Here is a 20,075-nt window from a genome sequence, read left to right as displayed (position 1 = left end):
GGCTTCAGCATCGCCTGTTCCAGCTCAAAATAGCCATCAACACCGGATTGTGGCCTTTCTGTATCCGCCAAATCCGTTGACATCATTCGACCCCCCTCTTATCTGTCACGCAACCTCGCGTCCAGAACAGTTTCCGGGCGTTTCAAGGCGTGCGCCTGATTTTCGGCTGGGCCACGGACAAGAAACGTCGCGGATGAATATTGAGAAAGGACCAGTCACATGGTCAGCTTTGGCGGTATAGCCCGCAAGTTATTTGGGTCGTCCAATGATCGCCGCGTGCGGTCCTACCAGCCGAACGTCGCCGCGATCAACTCCATCGAAGAGAAGACGAAGGCGCTGACGGACGCGCAGCTCGCGGCAAAGACCGTCGAATTCCGCGCCCTTCTCGCAGAAGGCAAGACGCTCGACGACATCCTGATTCCCGCCTTCGCCGTCGTGCGCGAGGCGTCGCGCCGCGTTCTCGGCCTGCGACCCTTTGACGTACAGCTGATCGGCGGCATGATCCTGCATTCGAATGCGATCGCCGAGATGAAGACCGGCGAAGGCAAGACCCTCGTCGCCACCCTGCCGGTCTATCTGAACGCGCTTTCCGGCAAGGGCGTGCACGTCGTCACCGTCAACGACTATCTTGCCCAGCGCGATGCCGCGACCATGGGCCGCGTCTACAGCTTCCTCGGCATGACCACAGGCGTCATCGTCCATGGCCTCTCCGACGAGGAGCGCCGCGCGGCCTATGCCTGCGACATCACCTATGCCACCAACAATGAGCTTGGCTTCGATTATCTGCGCGATAACATGAAGTACGAGAAGAATCAGATGGTCCAGCGCGGCCACAATTTCGCGATCGTCGACGAAGTCGACTCGATTCTCGTCGACGAAGCGCGCACGCCGCTGATCATCTCCGGTCCGCTCGACGACCGTTCCGAGCTCTACAATACGATCGACGCCTTCATTCCGCTGCTCGCGCCCAGCGATTACGAGATCGACGAGAAGCAGCGTTCCGCCAACTTCTCCGAAGAGGGCACCGAGAAGTTGGAAAACCTGCTCCGCCAGGCTGGCCTTTTGAAGGGTAACGCGCTCTACGACATCGAGAACGTCGCAATCGTCCACCACATCAACAATGCGCTCAAGGCCCACAAGCTCTTTCAGCGCGACAAGGACTATATCGTCCGCAACGACGAAGTCGTCATCATCGATGAATTCACCGGCCGCATGATGCCGGGGCGGCGTTATTCGGAAGGCCAGCACCAGGCGCTCGAAGCCAAGGAAAAGGTGCAGATCCAGCCGGAAAACCAGACGCTGGCTTCGATCACTTTCCAGAACTACTTCCGCATGTACGATAAGCTCGCCGGCATGACCGGCACTGCGCAGACGGAAGCGGAAGAATTCGCCAACATCTATAATCTCGACGTGGTCGAAGTCCCGACCAACCTGCCGATCAAGCGTATCGACGAGGACGATGAGGTCTATCGGACCTTCGACGAGAAGTTCAAGGCGATCATCGACGAGATCCTCGATGCCCATAAGCGCGGTCAGCCGGTGCTCGTCGGTACGACCTCGATCGAGAAGTCGGAGCTGCTTGCCGAGCGCCTGCGCAAGCAGGGTTTCAACGACTTCCAGGTGCTGAACGCCCGCTACCACGAGCAGGAAGCCTATATCGTCGCCCAGGCCGGTGTACCGGGCGCCGTCACGATCGCCACCAATATGGCCGGCCGCGGCACCGACATTCAGCTCGGCGGCAACCTGGAAATGCGTATCGAACGCGAGCTCGGCGATGTCGAAGCCGGTCCGGAGCGCGACGCAAAGGTCCAGGCGATCGTCGAGGAAATCAAAACTCTCAAGGAAAAGGCGCTTGCTGCCGGCGGTCTCTACGTCATCGCCACCGAACGCCACGAAAGCCGCCGTATCGACAACCAGCTGCGCGGCCGCTCCGGCCGTCAGGGCGACCCCGGCCGCTCGAAATTCTACCTTTCGCTTCAGGACGACCTGATGCGCATCTTCGGCTCCGACCGCATGGACAGCATGCTGACCAAGCTCGGCCTCAAGGAGGGCGAGGCGATCGTCCATCCGTGGATCAACAAGGCTCTCGAGCGCGCGCAGAAGAAGGTCGAAGCCCGCAACTTCGATATCCGCAAGAATCTGCTGAAGTATGACGACGTCCTCAACGATCAGCGCAAGGTGATTTTTGAGCAGCGTCTCGAGCTGATGGAATCGACCAATATTTCCGAGACCGTCTCCGACATGCGCCGCGAAGTGATCGAGGATCTGGTCGAAAAGCACATCCCCGAGCGCGCCTATGCCGAACAGTGGGATGCCGTCGGCCTGAAGACCGGTGTTGCCAATATCCTGAACCTCGATCTGCCGATCGAGGAGTGGTTCAAGGAAGAAGGCATCGGCGAAGACGACATTCGCGAGCGCCTGACGCAAGCCGCCAACGCCGCCTTTACCGAAAAGGCCGAGCGCTTCGGCGACGACATCATGCATTATGTCGAACGCTCGATCGTCATGCAGACGCTCGATCATCTCTGGCGCGAGCATATCGTCAACCTCGACCACCTGCGCTCCGTCATCGGTTTCCGCGGCTATGCCCAGCGCGATCCGCTGCAGGAATACAAGTCCGAAGCTTTCGAACTCTTCACCGGCCTCCTCAACAATCTGCGCGAGGCCGTCACGGCCCAGCTGATGCGCGTCGAGCTGGTGCAGCAGGCGCCGGCTGAGCCGGAACCGCCGCTTATGCAGGCCCATCATCTCGATCCGACGACCGGGGAGGACGATTTCGCCCCGATCTACCAGGCCTCCGAAGTCTTCGTCTCGCCTGAAAACCGCAATCCGGAGGACCCTGCCACCTGGGGCAAGGTCGGGCGCAATGAGGCCTGCCCTTGCGGCTCCGGCAAGAAATACAAGCATTGCCACGGCGCTTTCGAGCAGGTCTGAGGCAAATCGCGAGAAAGCTGGAAATGCCGCCTTCAAGGCGGCATTTTCTTTCCTGCGGCAGCCCCGAAAACTCGGGCCTCACGGCCGAATGGCGGCCGATCCGGAACCGTTTCTTAACCCTGTCCTGTCAAGACTTCAGGGACGATTTGCCTGACCTCAGAGTGTTGCGTGTTCATCATGGCGGTCATAGAAACAGCGGAGAAACTGCTGCCCGGGGGCCTGCGCCCGATCGGCGGCCGTATGCTGCGCATGTTTGCCGCCATGCTCACTGAACGCGGAGAAAAGGCCGCGGCCCGTCGCATGGCGCTGACGGCCTTTTCGATCCGTATCCTCAGCGCCGCGCTCGCCTTTATCTCGCAGATCGTGCTCGCACGGCTGATGGGCGAACATGAATATGGCATCTTCGTTTTCGTCTGGGTGCTGATCGTCGTCGTTGGCGATCTCTCCTGTCTCGGCTTCCACACCGCCATCGTCCGCTTCCTGCCGCAGTACAAGGCGGCGGGCGCTTTCGATGAGATCCGCGGCCTGACCGGCACGGCGCGTACCTTCGCGCTGCTTTCTGGCACGGTGATGCTCGCCGCCGGCATGATCGGGCTTCATTTCTTCGGCGATATGATCGAGAGCTATTATCTCGTCCCGATCTTCATCGGCCTGCTTGCCATGCCGATGATCGCGCTCGGCGATATTCTGGAGGGCACGTCGCGGGCGAACCATTGGCCGGTGATGGCGCTGAGCCCGGTCTATATCATCCGGCCGATTCTCATCATCGTCTTCATGCTGATTGCGATTGCGAAGGGCGCAGAGCATACGGCTGTCACTGCCATGCAGGCAGCGCTTGTCGCGACCTTCGTCACCGCTCTTGGCCAGTATGGCGCGACACTCTTGCGCCTCCGCCGGCATTATGACGAAGGTCCGCGCAAGGTCAACTTCCTCGCCTGGCTGAGCGTCGCCTTCCCGATCTTCCTCATTGAGGGCGTGAGTTTCCTGCTCACCAATTCCGATGTCATCGTTGTCGGCATTTTCCTTGAACCGCACGACGTCGCCGTCTATTTCGCCGCCGCCAAGACCATGGCGCTGGTGCATTTCATCAATTTCTCGGTCAAGGCCGCTTCCGGCCCGCGCTTTTCCTCGATCATTGCCGAAGGCGATCAATCCCAGCTCGCCAACGCCGCTGCCGACGCCGCCCGCTGGACCTTCTGGCCGGCGCTGGTGGTCGGCCTTGCGGTGCTCGCGACCGGCCATCTGCTGCTGTCGCTGTTCGGCGGCGCCTTCACGTCAGGCTATCTTGTCATGGCGATCCTGCTTGCCGGCATCCTTGCCAAGTCGCTGGTCGGCCCGGCTGAAACGCTGCTGATGATGGCGGGCAAGCAGAACCTCTGTGTGGCGCTCTATGCCGGCGCATTGGCTGCCAATGTCGGCCTCAACCTTGCTTTGATCCCGCACTACGGCATCGAAGGCACCGCCGTCGCCACGGCCTCGGCCATGGCGGTCGAGGCTATCCTCCTGCATGTCGCCGTGCGCCGCACGCTCGGCATCGCCCTCTTCGCCTTCGCCAGCCCCTCCGCCGCAACGCCAGAAATGAGAGTTCGATAGATGGTGCGCCTGCCCCCCATCACCGAAAGCACCGACAGCATCAGCAACCGCATGATCCATGAGCTCGCGGCGCTGCATTTCGAAGCGCCGCAGGCCGAGGCCCGTGCCGAGATCGGCCGGCCGGGACGCGAGCTCTGCCTCTATCCCGGCAAGCTCGGCTACGAACTTCAGGATGAGCTCGACTTCCTGTCCAACCGGGCGATGGAACCGAACGTCTTTTTCTCAGGCCGCTTCCTTGCGCCCGCCATGCCGCGGATCGAAGACCGGCAGGTCAATTTCGCCCTGATCCGCGATCACGGCGCCGGCCGCAGCCGCATGCGTTTCCTCCTGCCGTTTTCGGTCGACAGACCGGGCTTTGCCGTCGGGCCCTCGATCATCCGCGGCTGGTCCAACAGCTTCGGCCCGCTCGGCACGCCGCTCGTCGACAGCGAAGACGCGGCCGAAACCCTCGACAATCTCTTCGAGGGGCTGACTGCTCCCGATCTCAATCTGCCGAACACACTGGTCTTGCCCGATCTGAGATTGAACGGCATCTTCGTGCGCATGCTCAAGGCCGTGGCGCTCAGCCGCAACCTGCCGCTCACCGTGGCCAATCCCTATCTGCGCCCCATGCTGCAGAGTGAGGAAGAGGCGCCCGCCTATCTGGGCAAAACAATATCCTCGTCGCATATGCGCGAGATGCGCAGACAGTGGCGCCTGCTTGAGGAACAGGGAACGGCGGTCTATGCCGTCGCCCGTCAGCCGCGCGACGTCCACGTCCGCTTCGAGGAATTCCTGGCAATGGAGGCCGGCGGCTGGAAGGGCAAACGCCGAAGTGCTCTCGTCACCGATCGCTACCATACCGCCTTCGCGCGCGAAGCCGTCTCGAACCTTGCCGCCGTCGACGCCGTGCGCATCCATACGATCGATCTCAACGGCAAGGCGATCGCCGCCATCGTCGTTCTGATGATGGGCGGCGAGGCCTATACCTGGAAGACGGCCTATGACGAGAACTATGCCCGCTATTCGCCGGGCAAGCTCCTGATGAGCGAGCTCACGGAATGGCACCTCGATGACGCCAATATCGTGCGCTCGGATTCCTGCGCCGTCTCCGACCACCCGATCATGAGCCGGTTCTGGCAGGAGCGCGAGGAGATGGGAACTTTGGTCATCGGTCTGACGCAGAATGGCGACCGCGACATGCGCCAGGCCGCCGCCCAGCTGCACATGTATCGCAGCACCCGCAACATGGCGAAAATGCTGCGCGAGAAGATCATGTCGCTCGCCGGCCGAGGCTAAGCATCTCCGGGATGCTTAGCCTTCAGCCGCAGCCTTCTCCCGCAGCAGCCGGCGGATGACCTTGCCGGTTGTCGTCAACGGCAATGACTCGACGAATTCCACCTCGCGCGGATATTCGTGCATCGAAAGCCGCATCTTCACCCATTCCCTGATTTCGGCGGCCAGCGCCTCGCTCGGCGAATGACCGGGTGACAGCACGATATAGGCCTTGACGATCTCGGTGCGCACCGCATCGGGTTTGCCGACGGCCGCGGCAAGCTGCACGGCGGGATGGCCGATCAGGCAATCCTCGATCTCGGCCGGGCCGATGCGATATCCGGACGATGTGATGACGTCGTCGTCGCGGCCTTCGAAGGTGACGTAGCCGTCTTCGTCCTGCCGGCCGATGTCGCCGGTAAGCAGCCAGCCGTGGAGAAATTTCCGTTCGGTCGCCACCGCGTCGTTCCAATAGCCGAGGAACATGACGGGATCGGGACTGGCGATAGCGATCTGACCGGATTCGCCCGCCGGCAGTTCGTAGCCGGCCTCGCTGACGATCGCGACACGATGGCCGGGCACCGCGCGTCCGATAGCGCCGGCCTTGGTGACGCCACAGGCGGCACTCGACGACAGCACGAAATTGCATTCCGTCTGGCCGTAGAATTCGTTGACGGTGATGCCGAGCGTGCGCTGCGCCCAATCATAGGTCTCGCGGCCGAGTGCTTCTCCCGCCGAGCCGATGGTGCGCAGCACCAGATTATATTTCGACCTGGGGTCGGAAACCGACCGCATCAGCCGAAGTGCCGTCGGTGGAATGAAGGCATTGCGCACCTTCATCTCTGCCATGATCCGATAGGCCATCTCGGCATCGAATTTCTGCGCCGGCGACGAGACGACGGGGACGCCGAGCAGAAGGCTCGGCAGCAACGCGTTGAGCAGCCCGCCGGCCCAGGCCCAGTCGGACGGAGTCCAGACCTTGTCGCCCGCCTTGGGAAACCCTTCATGGGCGAACTGCATGCCGGGGATATGCCCGGGCAGAACACGGTGGCCATGCAATGCGCCCTTGGGCGACCCCGTCGTGCCCGAGGTGAAGATCATCAGCGCCGGATCGTCGGGCGTTGTCTTCTCTCCCTCGAAGACCGGCGCATGCGAGGCGGTCAGATCGGCAAAGGAGAGGGCGTCGGCAGCGTCGCTGACGCTGATCATTTGTCGCAGCTCCGGCAGGCGATCGCGGATTTGCCGGACCCGATCAAGGCCGAAATCATTGGTGATGATTGCCGCCGCGCCTGAGATTCTGAGCCGATATTCGAGCGCCTCGACGCCGAACAGCAGTGCCAGTGGCAGGGCGATTGCACCCATTTTATAGATCGCGACGTGCGCAATCACGGTCTCGAAGGACTGGGGCATCAGCAGAGCGATACGATCGCCGCGCTTGATGCCGAGCGACGCCAGCGCATTGGCGAACATGGAGGAAGTACCGGAAAGCTCGCCATAGGTCAGCGAACGACGATTGCCGTCTGGACTGAAATGCTCCAGACAGACGCGCTCCGGATCTCGCACCGCCCATTCGTCGCTGACGGCGCGGCCGATATTGAAATCCTCCGGAATCCGCCAGGAAAAATCACGGTAGAGATCGCCATAACGATCGAAGGACGGCAGTCGCATAGTCGGATTCCGGTGAAATGCTGCACCAGCTAACACCTTGCGGCGCGGATACGCAAGCTGCAGGGAAAAACGGCAGATCACGCACCAGTGTGCGCATTGTCCGGAGATTGTTTATTCAGCCCCTGCGACTTTCGCGGTTGCGCACTAGATCATGAAACGCCGCGCGGGGTTATCTCAAGTCTTGGAGTTTTTCATGGAATACGTCAAATTCGGAAAGGCCGGGCTCGAAGTCTCGAAAATCTGCCTGGGCTGTATGACCTTCGGTGATCCCGGCCGCGGCAATCATGCCTGGAGCCTGCGGGAAGAGGAAAGCCGGACGATGATCAGACAGGCGATCGACCTCGGCATCAATTTCCTCGACACCGCCAATACCTATTCCAACGGTTCCTCGGAGGAGATCGTCGGCCGTGCGATCAAAGACTTCGCCAAGCGCGAGGACATCGTGCTGGCGACCAAGGTGTTCAACCGCATGCGGCCGGGCCCGAACGGCGCCGGTCTGTCACGCAAAGCGATCTTCGACGAGATCGACAACAGCTTGCGCCGTCTCGGCACCGACTATGTCGACCTCTACCAGATCCATCGTTTCGACTATACGACGCCGATCGAGGAAACGCTGGAAGCACTGCATGACATCGTCAAATCGGGCAAGGCGCGTTATATCGGCGCCTCGTCGATGTATGCCTGGCAATTCGCCAAGGCACTCTACATCTCTCGGCTGAACGGCTGGACCGAGTTCGTCAGCATGCAGAACCACCTGAACTTGCTTTACCGGGAAGAAGAGCGGGAAATGCTGCCCTTCTGCGAAGACCAGAAGATCGCCGTCATCCCCTGGAGCCCGCTGGCCCGTGGCCGCCTGACGCGCGACTGGGACGAGACGACGGCGCGTAGCGAAACCGACGAATTCGGCAAGACACTTTACACGCAGTCCGTCGATGCCGACCGCAAGATCGTCAATGCCGTCGCCGAAATCGCCGGAGCCCGCGGCATTTCCCGCGCCCAGGTCGCCACCGCCTGGATCCTGCAGAAGAACGTGGTCACTGCGCCGATCATCGGCGCATCCAAACCGAAGCACCTGATGGACGCCGTTGCCTCGCTGTCGGTCAAACTCACCACCGAGGAAATCGCGGCACTCGAAGCGCCCTACATCCCGCACGCCATCGCCGGCTTCAAATAGCCGCCGGCATCTCGATCGGCAGACTGGCGTGGAGAGGGTCGGGCCCTCGGCTTCGGCGCTCGGGACTATCTCCGGCTGGCGGGATCGAGCTGCCGACGCATCGTCACCAGGAACTGCTCGGCAAGTCCCCTGTCCTCGACGGCGCGCGCAAGAATCACGGCACCCATCATCGATGAGAGCGTCGTCGCGGCATTGGCGCGGCGCTCCTCTTCGGTCTCGCCGGGAACGATATCGGCAAGTGTGTCGACCAGTACGGACAACCCATCGCTGAAGACCGCGCGGACCGCGCCGCGGCTGCGGCTCACCTCCTGGATCAAGGTGGCGAAGACGCAACTGCCGCCTGGATCGTCAACAGTGCGCCAGTGGATATAATGGTCGAGAAGCGCTTGCAGCGGCCTGTCCGGAGACTCGGCAATATGTTCCTTCCAGCGCCTCTCGACCTTGTCGATCAGCTTGCGGCTGACCTCAAGCGCCAACTCGTCCTTCGAACCGAAGTGGCCGTAGAAGCCGCCATGCGTCAGCCCCGCCGCCTTCATGATGTCGGCGACGCCGACACCGTCGAAACCGTTCTCGCGAAAGAGCACGCCGGCAACAGTGAGGATCCTCTCGCGGTTCTCGGCAAATTTTTCGCGGCTGACCCGCATCTTCATTCTCCAGAAATCGTCGCTTGACAAAATATATGATGTCCATCATGAATAAGCAAGAAATATGATGACCATCATGTAAATTGGTTCTGTATCTTCCCCAACCTGAATTCGAATGGAATCCCCTCATGGTTTCAACAGTTCTTGCCTCCTCCCTTGCGCGGCGCAACATTCATTACGGTTGGGTCGTCGTTGCCGCCACCTTTCTGACCATGCTGGTGACAGCAGGCGCCATGGGCGCGCCCGGCGTCCTCATCAAGCCGCTCCAGGACGAGTTCGGCTGGGAAACGTCGCAGATTTCCTCTGCGCTGGCGATTCGCTTGATCCTTTTCGGCTTCATGGGTCCGTTCGCCGCGGCCTTCATGAATTATTTCGGCGTCCGTAAGGTTATCGTCTTTGCGCTGGCGCTGATCGGCGCGGGCTTTGTCGGCTCGCTGTTCATGACAAAGCTTTGGCATCTGCTGGCGCTGTGGGGTGTCGTCGTCGGCTTCGGCACCGGCCTGACGGCGATGGTGCTGGCGGCGACGGTTTCGACGCGCTGGTTCGTCAAGCATCGCGGCCTTGTCGTCGGCATGCTCTCGGCAAGCTCGGCGACCGGGCAGCTCGTCTTCCTGCCGCTGATGGCGGAACTGACCGAACGTTACGGCTGGCGTGCCACCGTGTTCTTCGTCTGCGCCATGATCATGGCGGCCGCCCTTCTCGTCCTTCTCTTCATGCGTGACCGGCCCTCGGATGTGAACCTGCCATTATTGGGAGAAGCCCATGTGGCGCCGGCGCCTGCCCGAACGACGCTCGGCGCTGCGCTGATGACGCCGATCACCACGCTCCGTGAAATCTCGACGACCTCGACTTTCTGGATCCTGTTTGCCACCTTCTTCATCTGCGGTCTTAGCACCAACGGCCTGATCCAGACCCATTTCGTCACCCTCTGCGGCGATTTCGGCATCGTGCCGGTTGCCGCCGCCAGCGTCCTTGCCGTCATGGGCATCTTCGATTTCTTCGGCACCATCGGCTCCGGCTGGCTCTCCGATCGCTTCGACAATCGTTGGCTGCTCTTCTGGTATTACGGCCTGCGCGGCCTCTCGCTGCTCTATCTGCCGTTCAGCGATTTCAGCTTCTACGGTCTCTCCATCTTTGCCATCTTCTACGGCCTCGATTGGATCGCCACCGTGCCGCCCACCGTCAAGATCGCCGCCGATCGCTTCGGCCGCGAAAAGGCCGGCCTCGTCTTCGGCTGGGCCTTTGCCGGCCACCAGCTGGGCGCTGCCACGGCCGCCTATGGCGCCGGCCTGTCGCGCACGGAATTATCGAGCTACCTGCCCGCCTTTTTCGTCGCCGGTGCCTTCTGCCTGCTGGCTTCGATCCTGGCGATTACGCTGAAGAAGTCCGGGCTGCCCAGTGCGGCACCCGCCGCCGCTCATTGAGATCGACAGGATCCGGCCTCGTAACGAGGCCGGATTTCCCGCGGCATCGCCGCGATAACTTCGCTCGCCCGTCTTGCGCGCTCGCCCGCTCGCATGTTAGACACCCGCCTCGTCTGGATCCGTTGCCCCATTGGCGGAATTGGTAGACGCGCTCGACTCAAAATCGAGTTTCGAAAGAAGTGCTGGTTCGACCCCGGCATGGGGCACCAGCCTTCGTGCTGCGGAGCTTCGGCTCGGCGAGCCGAAGAGCAGCCAAGCGGAGGCTGTCGCGCCGTAGTTCCGTCAGGAACGAAGGCGGACTGTTCGACAATCTCCGGTTAGCTGAACCATCATCTCAAATGGCTTTGTGTAGCCCCTACCTCTAAAGACCTAAGCGGGACTACGGAGCAAGTTTCGCCTCCGAGTGAAGCCTACTTGTTCTTCAGCAGCCACATCTTGCCGGCCATGGTAATGCCGTAGACATCCTTTGATGCATCATCATCCAGGTGCCGCCGCTCGAGGAAGCCCGGCTCTTTCAACTCGCTGAGCGTCTTTGCTGTGACCGATTTCACTTTCTGCGGCCGTTCTTTCCACCGGTCGGTTTTTGCGTAGGTCACCGTCGCGTTCTGATGCGTCCATTTATTCGCCGGCTGAGGATAGAGATCTCCATCCCTGGCGAGTTTGAGTGCGGTTATCTGGGATGGGGTAAGCTCAATCATATCGAAAATCCTGTGCCGGGTTCTTTGCGCTTGGAATGCGCTCCGAGCAAGGGGCTCATAACATCGACTGATCACGTCCACCACCGCATTGCGCTTCGTGCCACGCGAAAGGCGAAAACCCGGCTCGCGGGAGCCGGGTTTCGTCTTTGTCGCGAATTTTCGTCAATAGCAGCGCCTTACTGTCTTGGTCACCTCGCCTTCATCAGTCTGACGGGTAACGCTCCTGGTTTCGCAGCCGTCATGTCGATAGCGGCGATGCTCGCGTTCGCGAACGCCGAAGGTCACGCCGCGCTCGCTGATGGTGATGCCGGGCCGCACCCGCTCCTGGCGATAATCGTCGTCATAGGAACGCTCCCTGACATAGACGCTATCGGCAAGCACCGGCGCCGCAAACGAACAGGCGGCAAGGGCCGCCACAGCACAGTTCAGGATGATCTTCCGCATATCCTTTCTCCTTCTCTTGATGAAAAGGCAACGACCCAAGACGCAAGTGGTTCCAGCATCAGCAACAGCTCGTTCATGCCGCGAGCAGTCGCAGGCCCATTATTTCCGACTGAATAAAGCCCCCGTCGGCGGCCGCAAAACGCAAATCAACTATTTAATTTTGCTTGCGCTTCGTCCAAGGTGGCGGCCGTTACCATCAGGCGAGGGCAGACGTGCATCAGGAAGTAGGACTCATTGCGACGGTCGCCGTCAGTTTTGTTTTCGCGGCCGTCCTCGGTTATGGCGCCGACCGGCTGCGGCTGCCGCCGCTCGTCGGCTATCTGATGGCCGGCATCCTGATGGGCCCGTTCACACCGGGCTTTGTCGCCGATACCGATCTTGCCGGCCAGCTCGCCGAAATGGGCGTCATCCTGCTGATGTTTGGCGTCGGCCTGCATTTTTCCGCCTCCGACCTGCTCGCTGTACGCGGGATCGCCGTGCCGGGCGCGATCGGCCGAATTATCCTCGCCACCCTGCTGGGCATCGGCCTCTGCATGCTCTGGGGCTGGAGCCTCGGTGCCGGCGTCGTCTTCGGGCTCAGCCTCTCGGTGGCGAGTACGGTCGTGCTCCTGAAGGCGCTGGAGGAACGTAATCTCGTCAATGCGCCAAGCGGGCGCGTCGCCGTCGGCTGGCTGATCGTCGAGGATCTGGTGATGGTGCTGGCGCTGGTGCTGCTGCCGGCGCTGGCAGAGCTTCTCGGCGGCCACGCCGTCGACACCAATCACGGCTTCGGTGATCTGCCGCTGGCACTGACGATCGGACTGACCTTGTTCAAGGTGCTGGCCTTCGCCGCCATGGCGGTCTTCCTCGGCCCCCGTATCGTGCCCTGGCTGCTGACGATGATCGCCCGCACCGGCTCGCGCGAACTCTTCACACTGACGGTGCTGGCGATCGCGCTCGGCATCGCCTTCGGCTCGGCGGCGATTTTCGGCGTCTCCTTCGCGCTAGGCGCGTTTTTCGCCGGCGTCGTCATGAGCGAATCCCAGCTCAGCCACAGAGCGGCGGCCGATTCGCTACCGTTGCAGAACGCCTTCTCCGTGCTGTTCTTCGTCTCGGTCGGCATGCTCTTCGACCCCTCGATCCTGGTGCGCCAGCCGCTGGCGGTGATTGGCGCCCTGGCGCTCGTCATTCTCGGCAAGGCCGTCATCACCTTCGCCATCGTCATGCTGCTGCGATATCCGATCGGCATGGGGCTGACTTTGGCCGGCGGCCTTGCCCAGATCGGCGAATTTTCCTTCATCCTCGCCGGCCTCGGCGTCTCGCTCGGGCTGCTGCCGCATGAAGGCCAGGATCTCATCCTGGCTGCAGCGATCCTGTCGATCACGCTCAACCCGATCGTGATCATCGCAACCGAGGGCTTGAAGAAATATATCCATGCGCAATGGCCCTCCGTCTTCGAAAGCTTCGGTAGAAAGAGGCAGATAACGCTCGGCAAGGAACTGGAAAAGATCAGGGCGCTCGGCGAGGAACGCGAACGCCAGCATCAGCTGAAGATGCAGCAGCTGATCGAAACCTTCCCGCTGTTCTCCCAGGTCGGGGAGGATGCGCAGGAAGAGCTGCTGCTGCTCTTCAAGGCAAAGTCGGCTCCCCCTGGCGAACGTGTCATTCGTCGCGGCGATCGCGGCGACAGCATGTATTTCATCTCCTCAGGCGCGGTCGAAGTGCGCCTAGCCAGCGGCGCGATCCGCCTGGAGCCGGGCGCCTTCTTCGGGGAGATGGCATTGCTGAGCGGCGGAAGGCGTACGGCCGACGTCATCGCCGTCGACTTTTGTCAGTTCGAAGTGCTCGAGCGGCGCGATTTCAATATGTTCATGTCGCATCACCCCAACTTGCGCGCCATCGTCAGCGAAATGGCGCAAAAACGCACGGAAATGAACGTCCTGCGTCAGCAATGGGAAAAGTCGATGGATCTGTCCTGAGGAGCGGCGCTCGTCTCAACTCGCCGGCCAATAACCGTCAGAGCGGAAATCGTCTGGGATCGGGTCGAGCCGCGACAAGGTCTCGGCTGCGAAATCGATCTGCAGCGACAGGTATTTCAGGGAGGCCAGCATCGGCACGCCGGTGGCAAATTCCCGGATGCGGGAAGGGTGATAACCACTTTCCTTGAGCCGCCGGTTCGCTTCCCGGCGCACATCTTCCCGGCTCGGTCCCGAACCCGCTTCGGCCCGGTCATTCATCTGCACGGCCCGCCCAAGGCCGCCTTCAATCACTTTGAACATTCTCATGCCACCCTGCACGTCGACCACGTAAACCTTGCCCTAGAATGGCCGATTCGCAATCCCATGAAATCCTGGGAGAGGCGGCGACGCCTCCGCATCACAAAATTTTTAGACGGCGGTGGCACGAAGGACACGGGCGAGCATTTACAGCGCCGCATACGACCCCTAAAGCTTTTTGCACCGCAATAGGAAAGAAATGGAATGCTTCGCAGACTTTACGACTGGACCATGTCTCTGGCCTCGCGCAAATCGGCCGAAGTCTGGCTCGCCGTCATCGCCTTCGTCGAAAGCTCCGTCTTTCTCGTTCCCGCCGACGTGCTTTTCCTGCCGATGGCACTTGCCAAGCCGGAACGCTCCTATCGCTATGCACTGATCGCTACCGTTGCCTCCGTGCTCGGCGGCATTGCCGGCTGGGCGCTCGGCTATTACGCTTACGAGACGGTGGCGCGGCCGATTCTCGAATTCTACGGCAAATTCGATGATTTCGAACAGCTGCGAAACTCGATCCATGGCGAATGGGAAATTTTGCTGCTGTTTTTGGTGACCTCCGGCTTGGCCCATCTGCCGCCGATCAAGGTCGTAACCATTATGGCGGGCGCCATCGGTATAAATCTGAGCTTCTTTGTCATTTCCGCCATTGTCGCTCGCGGCGCCCGGTTCCTACTTTTGGCTTGGCTGCTGCGTCGCTATGGCGAACCGATCCGCGATTTCATCGAGAAGCGTCTCGGCCAGATCGTAGGTGTCGGTGCTGCCGTGCTGATTATGCTCGGTATCGCCTACAAACTACTTGCTCACTAGGCCCACTTTGCGGAGTTCCGCCATGACTGCCACTTCCTCGCCGCTCGCCCGCCCCGGCTTTATCTATTCCATATTGCTTGCTATCGGCATGGCGGCGGTGGTTGGCGCCGCGCTTGGATTTCAATATATCGGCGGCTATATTCCCTGCGCACTCTGCCTGCTGCAGCGCCAGCCCTATTATTATGCCATCCCGATCGCCATTCTCGCTGCCATCTGCGAGCTTGCCGGTCTGCCGAACTGGATTTCCCGTGCAATGCTGCTTGCGGCCGGCATCCTGATGCTGGTGACCGCCGGCATGGGCGTCTATCACGCCGGCGTGGAATGGCATTTCTGGCCGGGGCCGGCGACCTGCTCGACGACCGCAAACAGCATGACGAGCAACGCCGGCGATCTGCTGACCGAGCTCAATACGATCAAAGGCCCATCCTGCACCGATGCAGCGCTCAGGGTGCTTGGCCTGTCTTTCGCAGGCTGGAACGTGATCGCCGGCATTCTGCTCGCAGCTTTCGCCTTCGTCGGCGTCCGCAAATCTGCGTGAGGTGAGCCTATCAGGGCTGCAGTTCGGTATCCCAATAGAGATAGTCGAGCCAGCTTTCGTGCAGATAGTTGGGCGGAAACAGCCGGCCATTATTGTGCAGATCCTGCACCGTCGGCTGATAGGGCTTCTGGGACGGGAACATCCCCGCCTGCTTCGGAAGCTTGCTGCCCTTGCGCAGATTGCAGGGCGAGCAGGCTGCCACGACATTCTCCCAGGTCGTCTCACCGCCATGGGCGCGCGGGATGACGTGGTCGAAAGTCAGATCATCGTGGGAGCCGCAATACTGGCACTCGAACCGGTCGCGCAGGAAGACATTGAACCGGGTGAAAGCCGGATTGCGGGATGGCTGAACGTAAGTCTTCAGGCATACGACACTCGGAAGCCGCATCGAAAAGCTCGGTGAGGAAACCGAATGTTCATATTCCGCGATGATATTCACACGGTCGAGAAAGACCGCCTTGATCGCGTCCTGCCAGGACCAAAGCGACAAGGGATAATAACTCAGCGGCCGGTAGTCAGCGTTCAGGACGAGCGCCGGCAGGGCCTGCGGGGAGACTGCAATCGTCAAGGGACTCTCCTGATCGATTCGGCATCTGCTCCTGTATATTAGGCCGGTTGTTACAGGATTGTGAAGTCCAATAAATTCAGAGGATAAAGGCAATTTGAAGAGTGTTGCCGATCAGCCGGTCGGTACCATGTCGCGCCACATTTTCGTTGCGTAATAGGCCCAGAAAAGCCGCGCCGCCACGGAGCGCCACGGCGACCAGATCTCCGAAAGCTTGGCAAGCGCCTTTGTTTGCGGCCGCGCCGCAAGTCCGAGCGCAGCGCCGACGGCATTCTGCAGCGCCACATCGCCAGCCGGAAAGACATCGGCGTGGCCGCCGCAGAACATCAGATAAACCTGCGCCGTCCATGGACCGACGCCCTTCAAGGCGGTGAGTTCGCCAAGCGCTTCGTCCGGTGGCTTCAGACAGAGTCTGGAAAGATCGAGGCGTCGGGAGGCAACGGCTTCCGCAACCCGCGACAGCGTGTCGGCCTTGGCGCGCGACAGGCCGAATTCCCGCCATGCCTCGGGCCCTAGCAGCATGTAACCTTCGGCCGTCAGCGGCCCGTCCGTCGGCAGCATGCGCCGCCAGATCGCCTCGGCGCTGGCGCGCGAGACCATTTGCGAGACGATGATATGGGCAAGGCCGGCAAAACCGGGTTCTCGCAGCCGCAGTGGAACAGGCCCTGCATTCGCCGCAATCGGTACAAGGCGCGGATCGAGGCGCAGCAATGCTTCGAGCCCCAGCTTGACGTCATCGTCGTTGCGGATGATCTGCACGCGTCCTCCCAGTGGTTCGAAACGAAAATCCGTGGCAGAAGAAAGCATGACCACAAGCGAGCGTCAAAAACCTGTCTTTCGTTTTGCGCCGAGTCCGAACGGATCGCTGCACCTCGGCCACGCGCTGTCGGCCTTTTTGAACCGGGATATGGCCGAAAGCCAAAACGGCCGGCTGCTGCTGCGCATCGAGGATATCGACCAGATGCGCTGCACGCCTGAATTCGAGGCCGGCATCCTGAGGGACCTCGACTGGCTTGCCATCGACTGGGAAAGCCCGGTGCGGCGCCAATCGGAACATTTCCCGGAATATCAGGCGGCGCTCCACGCATTGATCGAACGCGGCCTGGTCTATCCGGCCTTCCTGACGCGCGGCGAGGTGAAGGCGCGTGTCTCCGCCTACGAGGCAACGGGCCAATCCTGGCCGCGCGACCCCGATGGCACGCCGCATTACCCGCCGATTGATCGCGAGCGGCCTGAGGCCGAATGGCGGGACATCCTTTCCTCGGGGAAAAAACATGCCTGGCGGCTCGATATGCGCAAGGCGCTCGACCTGATCGGCGAACTGCTGTTCTGGACCGAAACCGGCGACGGCAGGACGGGCGAGATCGCCGCCGAACCCGAGGTCTGGGGAGACGTCATCCTGTCTCGCTCGGATGCACCCTCGAGTTATCACCTTTCGGTGGTCGTCGACGATGCGCTGCAGGGCGTCACCCATGTCGTACGCGGGCTCGACCTCTTTCACGCCACATCGGTGCACCGGCTGCTGCAGGTGCTGCTCGGGCTGCCGCAGCCTCTCTATCACCACCATCGTCTCATTCTCGATGCCAATGGCCGCAAGCTTTCGAAAAGCGAAGGTGACAGCGGCCTTGCCGAATTGCGTGTCCAGGGCATGTCAGGGGCCGATATTCGCCGCCTTGTCGGGCTCTGACCGCCGTTCGACACGCTCTCTGCCGACGATCGAAAGTGTGTGGGAGAACATCCGGAAGACGCGGAACTTGATCAGCGCCGCGTTGATCTCTGCGCCGATGATGAAGATGACGCCGACCATGTAGAGAAAGATCAGCACGATCATCACCGAGGCGAGACCGGCATAGGTCGCGGTATAATTGGCGAAGGTCGCGAGATAATAGGCAAAGACCAATGCGCCGGCGAGCCACAGAAGCAGCGTCAGCAGCACGCCGGGAATGACGTCGAACACCCGCCGCTTGCCGGCCGGCAGCCACAGATGCATGACCAGCAGGCCGACGGTGAGCACGACAAGTGTGCCGTAGATGCGCCAGCTGAAGACGACGTCGAGCGTATCGGCAAACAGCGGAAGCCACTTCCGGGCATAGTCGAGAGCCAATGGCACGGCCACCAGCAGAATGCTGATCGCCGCGAAGATGATGACGGCAATCAGCACATAGCCGAGGCTGGCGAGGCGGGTGAAATACCACGGCCGCGTTTCCTGCACCCGGTAGGCACGGTTGAGCGAGATTCGAAGCGCTTCTACCCCGTTCGACGCGAAATAGGCCGCCGCCAGCACCGAGATCGTCAACAGCCCGCCGCGCTGAATGGTAAGGACCTGGAGCACCTGGTCGGCGAGCGGCTTGGCGATCGCTTCCGGCCAGGTGTCGAAGATCAGATGGATGGCGGTGGAGGAAAACTGATCGGCGCCGAGGAAGCTTGCAAGCGCCGTGCCGAAGATCAGGAAAGGGAAGACCGCAAGCAGGCTCGACAAAGCCACGTGGCTCGCCATCGCAAATCCGTCATCCTCGACCATGTGACAGATCGCGTCATAGACCACGTCGTAGATCGTGCGCAGCACCTTCGGCATTCCGTCTCCGGGTTTCCAGATTGTATCCTCTGGCCGAATATGGGAAACGAGTCCCATTTTGTACAGGAATCATTCCATGGCGGAACAGCGCACAATCGTCGTCACCGGCTGTTCCTCCGGCATCGGCGCTTACTGCGCCCGGGCGCTGAAAGCCGATGGCTGGCGTGTCTTTGCGACGGTGCGCAAGGCGGATGATCTGCCGGCACTGGAAGCCGACGGCATCGAAGCCTTCGTGATGGACTATGCCAGGGCCGACACCATCTGCGACCTGGCAGCCGCGGTCCTCAATCGCAGCGACGGCCGCATCGACGCGCTCTTCAACAACGGTGCCTATGGCCAGCCTGGTGCCGTCGAGGATCTGTCGACGGCGGCGCTGCGAGCGCAGTTCGAAGCGAACTTCTTCGGCTGGCACGAATTGACGCGGCAGCTCATTCCGTCGATGCGCAAACATGGTCGCGGACGGATCGTGCAATGCTCCTCCATTCTCGGCCTGGTTCCTTATCGCTATCGCGGTGCCTACACCGCCTCGAAATTTGCGCTCGAGGGCCTCAGCATAACCCTGCGCATGGAGCTCTCCGGCAGCGGCATCCATGTGAGCCTGATCGAGCCCGGGCCGATCGCCACGCGTTTCACCGCCAATGCGCTCGCTAAGTTCAAAGAAAACATCGACCTCGAGAATTCGCCGCACGCAGCCGATTATGCCAGACAGTTGGCGAGACTTGACGGCTCCGGGCCGGTCAACCGCCACAAACTTGGCCCGGACGCGGTCTATTCGGTGTTGAAACACGCATTGAACTCGAACAGACCAAGGCCACATTATCCTGTAACGACTCCGGCTAAACAGGGCATGCTCCTGAAGCGGCTGCTTCCGGCGGACCTCTTCTACAATCTGATGCGCTGGACCGATTGACCGAGAAAGTTGAATACCATGTCCACGGCCACCTATATCCTTGCGATCGTCGTCATGGGCCTCGTCGCCCTCGTGCTGATCCGCGGCCTCTTCAACATGATGAAGGGCGGCGATGCCAACCGTTCCAACAAACTGATGCAGCTTCGTGTGCTGCTGCAGGCCATCGCCGTCATCCTGATCATGATCACCCTCTGGATCACCGGCGGCGGCCGGCCGACGTGAGGAAACCATAGTGGAGGTTTTGATGACGAATGGGAATGACAGAGCCGAGGTGATGCCGGATGAGGTGTCTCTCCAGGCAGCGTCAGGTTTGGCGAAAAGGCCAACTCCACTCTCCGTCATCCTCGGCCTTGAGTCGAGGATCCAAGCCGCGGCTGCTGGTGGGCGCCGCGTGGATGCTCGGGTCAAGCCCACAGCCGCTCGGTTTGTACCAGTGGCTGCCCCTCACCCTAACCCTCTCCCCGTTCCGACGGGGAGAGGGGACGTGCCCTGCGAGACGTCAGTGAGGAGCGGAGAGGGTGCAGCATGTTCCCTTCTCCCCGTGAAAACGGGGAGAAGGTGGCGGCAGCCGGATGAGGGGCCGGCCTCGCCGATCTCC

The 20,075-nt window shown here is 61.2% G+C and carries 19 protein-coding genes and 1 tRNA gene; 12 read left to right on the top strand and 8 right to left on the bottom strand.

The features are described from left to right. Positions 1–219 precede the first annotated feature (219 nt). The 3 genes from secA to FHT70_RS24440 all read left to right on the top strand — a co-directional run bounded on the left by secA (position 220) and on the right by FHT70_RS24440 (position 5,805). Positions 220–2,934 carry a preprotein translocase subunit SecA gene (gene secA / locus FHT70_RS24450; protein WP_183705398.1) on the top strand — a complete coding sequence of 905 codons (2,715 nt, stop codon included), beginning with the start codon at positions 220–222 and terminating at the stop codon, positions 2,932–2,934. A 177-nt stretch (positions 2,935–3,111) separates the two neighbouring features. After that, positions 3,112–4,527 carry an oligosaccharide flippase family protein gene (locus tag FHT70_RS24445; RefSeq protein WP_183705396.1) on the top strand — a complete coding sequence of 472 codons (1,416 nt, stop codon included), beginning with the start codon at positions 3,112–3,114 and terminating at the stop codon, positions 4,525–4,527. Further along, positions 4,528–5,805 carry a GNAT family N-acetyltransferase gene (locus FHT70_RS24440; RefSeq protein ID WP_183705395.1) on the top strand — a complete coding sequence of 426 codons (1,278 nt, stop codon included), beginning with the start codon at positions 4,528–4,530 and terminating at the stop codon, positions 5,803–5,805. Positions 5,806–5,820: 15 nt separating this feature from the next. Here FHT70_RS24440 and FHT70_RS24435 read toward each other — a convergent pair whose 3' ends face one another. After that, on the bottom strand, positions 5,821–7,449 hold the full coding sequence (locus tag FHT70_RS24435) for an AMP-binding protein (RefSeq protein WP_183705394.1): 1,629 nt from the start codon (positions 7,447–7,449) through the stop codon (positions 5,821–5,823). A gap of 193 nt (positions 7,450–7,642) precedes the next feature. Here FHT70_RS24435 and FHT70_RS24430 point away from each other — a divergent pair, with 193 nt between their 5' ends. After that, complete coding sequence (locus FHT70_RS24430) at positions 7,643–8,623, top strand: aldo/keto reductase (protein WP_183705393.1); 981 nt, start codon at positions 7,643–7,645, stop codon at positions 8,621–8,623. A gap of 65 nt (positions 8,624–8,688) precedes the next feature. Here FHT70_RS24430 and FHT70_RS24425 read toward each other — a convergent pair whose 3' ends face one another. Then, on the bottom strand, positions 8,689–9,267 hold the full coding sequence (locus FHT70_RS24425; RefSeq protein ID WP_097601631.1) for a TetR/AcrR family transcriptional regulator: 579 nt from the start codon (positions 9,265–9,267) through the stop codon (positions 8,689–8,691). Positions 9,268–9,395: 128 nt separating this feature from the next. Between FHT70_RS24425 and FHT70_RS24420 the strand changes: the two genes are divergently transcribed. After that, on the top strand, positions 9,396–10,691 hold the full coding sequence (locus tag FHT70_RS24420; RefSeq protein WP_183705392.1) for an MFS transporter: 1,296 nt from the start codon (positions 9,396–9,398) through the stop codon (positions 10,689–10,691). A 124-nt stretch (positions 10,692–10,815) separates the two neighbouring features. After that, positions 10,816–10,900: transfer RNA gene (locus FHT70_RS24415), tRNA-Leu, on the top strand. Between the two features lie 201 nt (positions 10,901–11,101). Here FHT70_RS24415 and FHT70_RS24410 read toward each other — a convergent pair. Continuing rightward, a complete protein-coding gene (locus FHT70_RS24410) occupies positions 11,102–11,389 on the bottom strand; it encodes a hypothetical protein (protein ID WP_085779616.1) in 288 nt (95 codons plus the stop codon). Positions 11,390–11,551: 162 nt separating this feature from the next. After that, a complete protein-coding gene (locus FHT70_RS24405; RefSeq protein WP_183705391.1) occupies positions 11,552–11,833 on the bottom strand; it encodes a hypothetical protein in 282 nt (93 codons plus the stop codon). Positions 11,834–12,045: 212 nt separating this feature from the next. Between FHT70_RS24405 and FHT70_RS24400 the strand changes: the two genes are divergently transcribed. Further along, complete coding sequence (locus FHT70_RS24400) at positions 12,046–13,791, top strand: cation:proton antiporter (protein ID WP_183705390.1); 1,746 nt, start codon at positions 12,046–12,048, stop codon at positions 13,789–13,791. A 15-nt stretch (positions 13,792–13,806) separates the two neighbouring features. Here the strand turns inward: FHT70_RS24400 and FHT70_RS24395 are convergent, their stop codons facing one another. After that, positions 13,807–14,097, bottom strand: coding sequence for a hypothetical protein (locus tag FHT70_RS24395; RefSeq protein WP_183705413.1), 291 nt, complete (start codon positions 14,095–14,097; stop codon positions 13,807–13,809). Positions 14,098–14,292: 195 nt separating this feature from the next. Here FHT70_RS24395 and FHT70_RS24390 point away from each other — a divergent pair, with 195 nt between their 5' ends. Beyond that, entirely contained in the window at positions 14,293–14,889 is a 597-nt protein-coding gene (locus FHT70_RS24390) for a YqaA family protein (RefSeq protein ID WP_183705388.1), read from the top strand. Positions 14,890–14,911: 22 nt separating this feature from the next. Further along, complete coding sequence (locus tag FHT70_RS24385; RefSeq protein WP_183705386.1) at positions 14,912–15,427, top strand: disulfide bond formation protein B; 516 nt, start codon at positions 14,912–14,914, stop codon at positions 15,425–15,427. A 10-nt stretch (positions 15,428–15,437) separates the two neighbouring features. Here the strand turns inward: FHT70_RS24385 and FHT70_RS24380 are convergent, their stop codons facing one another. Both FHT70_RS24380 and FHT70_RS24375 read right to left on the bottom strand, forming a co-directional pair. Continuing rightward, positions 15,438–15,995: an HNH endonuclease gene (locus tag FHT70_RS24380; RefSeq protein WP_085779620.1), complete on the bottom strand. Its 558-nt coding sequence runs from the start codon at positions 15,993–15,995 to the stop codon at positions 15,438–15,440. 111 nt (positions 15,996–16,106) lie between these two features. Further along, a complete protein-coding gene (locus tag FHT70_RS24375) occupies positions 16,107–16,799 on the bottom strand; it encodes a DNA-3-methyladenine glycosylase (protein ID WP_183705384.1) in 693 nt (230 codons plus the stop codon). Between FHT70_RS24375 and gluQRS the strand changes: the two genes are divergently transcribed. Beyond that, the gene (gene gluQRS / locus FHT70_RS24370) at positions 16,798–17,679 is read left to right on the top strand and encodes a tRNA glutamyl-Q(34) synthetase GluQRS (RefSeq protein ID WP_183705382.1); all 882 of its coding nucleotides are present in this window, start codon (positions 16,798–16,800) and stop codon (positions 17,677–17,679) included. The two genes, FHT70_RS24375 and gluQRS, sit on opposite strands and share 2 nt — an antisense overlap. Here the strand turns inward: gluQRS and FHT70_RS24365 are convergent. Then, entirely contained in the window at positions 17,644–18,567 is a 924-nt protein-coding gene (locus tag FHT70_RS24365) for a YihY/virulence factor BrkB family protein (RefSeq protein ID WP_085779623.1), read from the bottom strand. The two genes, gluQRS and FHT70_RS24365, sit on opposite strands and share 36 nt — an antisense overlap. Before the next feature lie 76 nt (positions 18,568–18,643). Between FHT70_RS24365 and FHT70_RS24360 the strand changes: the two genes are divergently transcribed. Both FHT70_RS24360 and FHT70_RS24355 read left to right on the top strand, forming a co-directional pair. After that, positions 18,644–19,477 carry an SDR family oxidoreductase gene (locus FHT70_RS24360; RefSeq protein WP_183705380.1) on the top strand — a complete coding sequence of 278 codons (834 nt, stop codon included), beginning with the start codon at positions 18,644–18,646 and terminating at the stop codon, positions 19,475–19,477. An 18-nt stretch (positions 19,478–19,495) separates the two neighbouring features. After that, the gene (locus tag FHT70_RS24355; protein WP_097601621.1) at positions 19,496–19,699 is read left to right on the top strand and encodes a twin transmembrane helix small protein; all 204 of its coding nucleotides are present in this window, start codon (positions 19,496–19,498) and stop codon (positions 19,697–19,699) included. Positions 19,700–20,075 lie beyond the last annotated feature (376 nt).

Source organism: Rhizobium sp. BK049 (genome assembly GCF_014193135.1).
Classification (GTDB): domain Bacteria; phylum Pseudomonadota; class Alphaproteobacteria; order Rhizobiales; family Rhizobiaceae; genus Rhizobium.
Note: the sequence above shows the minus strand (reverse complement) of the source record. Positions and strands in the feature narration are given on the sequence as shown.

What these genes read in the sequence shown, in the direction of transcription:
- FHT70_RS24395 (WP_183705413.1), bottom strand. Translation starts at nt 14,097, where the DNA reads ATGAGAATGTTCAAAGTGATTGAAGGCGGCCTTGGGCGGGCCGTGCAG.
- FHT70_RS24410 (WP_085779616.1), bottom strand. Translation starts at nt 11,389, where the DNA reads ATGATTGAGCTTACCCCATCCCAGATAACCGCACTCAAACTCGCCAGG.
- gluQRS (WP_183705382.1), top strand. Translation starts at nt 16,798, where the DNA reads ATGACCACAAGCGAGCGTCAAAAACCTGTCTTTCGTTTTGCGCCGAGT.
- FHT70_RS24445 (WP_183705396.1), top strand. Translation starts at nt 3,112, where the DNA reads ATGGCGGTCATAGAAACAGCGGAGAAACTGCTGCCCGGGGGCCTGCGC.
- FHT70_RS24390 (WP_183705388.1), top strand. Translation starts at nt 14,293, where the DNA reads ATGCTTCGCAGACTTTACGACTGGACCATGTCTCTGGCCTCGCGCAAA.
- FHT70_RS24405 (WP_183705391.1), bottom strand. Translation starts at nt 11,833, where the DNA reads ATGCGGAAGATCATCCTGAACTGTGCTGTGGCGGCCCTTGCCGCCTGT.
- FHT70_RS24355 (WP_097601621.1), top strand. Translation starts at nt 19,496, where the DNA reads ATGTCCACGGCCACCTATATCCTTGCGATCGTCGTCATGGGCCTCGTC.
- FHT70_RS24385 (WP_183705386.1), top strand. Translation starts at nt 14,912, where the DNA reads ATGACTGCCACTTCCTCGCCGCTCGCCCGCCCCGGCTTTATCTATTCC.
- FHT70_RS24375 (WP_183705384.1), bottom strand. Translation starts at nt 16,799, where the DNA reads ATGCTTTCTTCTGCCACGGATTTTCGTTTCGAACCACTGGGAGGACGC.
- secA (WP_183705398.1), top strand. Translation starts at nt 220, where the DNA reads ATGGTCAGCTTTGGCGGTATAGCCCGCAAGTTATTTGGGTCGTCCAAT.
- FHT70_RS24440 (WP_183705395.1), top strand. Translation starts at nt 4,528, where the DNA reads ATGGTGCGCCTGCCCCCCATCACCGAAAGCACCGACAGCATCAGCAAC.
- FHT70_RS24365 (WP_085779623.1), bottom strand. Translation starts at nt 18,567, where the DNA reads ATGCCGAAGGTGCTGCGCACGATCTACGACGTGGTCTATGACGCGATC.
- FHT70_RS24435 (WP_183705394.1), bottom strand. Translation starts at nt 7,449, where the DNA reads ATGCGACTGCCGTCCTTCGATCGTTATGGCGATCTCTACCGTGATTTT.
- FHT70_RS24360 (WP_183705380.1), top strand. Translation starts at nt 18,644, where the DNA reads ATGGCGGAACAGCGCACAATCGTCGTCACCGGCTGTTCCTCCGGCATC.
- FHT70_RS24420 (WP_183705392.1), top strand. Translation starts at nt 9,396, where the DNA reads ATGGTTTCAACAGTTCTTGCCTCCTCCCTTGCGCGGCGCAACATTCAT.
- FHT70_RS24430 (WP_183705393.1), top strand. Translation starts at nt 7,643, where the DNA reads ATGGAATACGTCAAATTCGGAAAGGCCGGGCTCGAAGTCTCGAAAATC.
- FHT70_RS24425 (WP_097601631.1), bottom strand. Translation starts at nt 9,267, where the DNA reads ATGCGGGTCAGCCGCGAAAAATTTGCCGAGAACCGCGAGAGGATCCTC.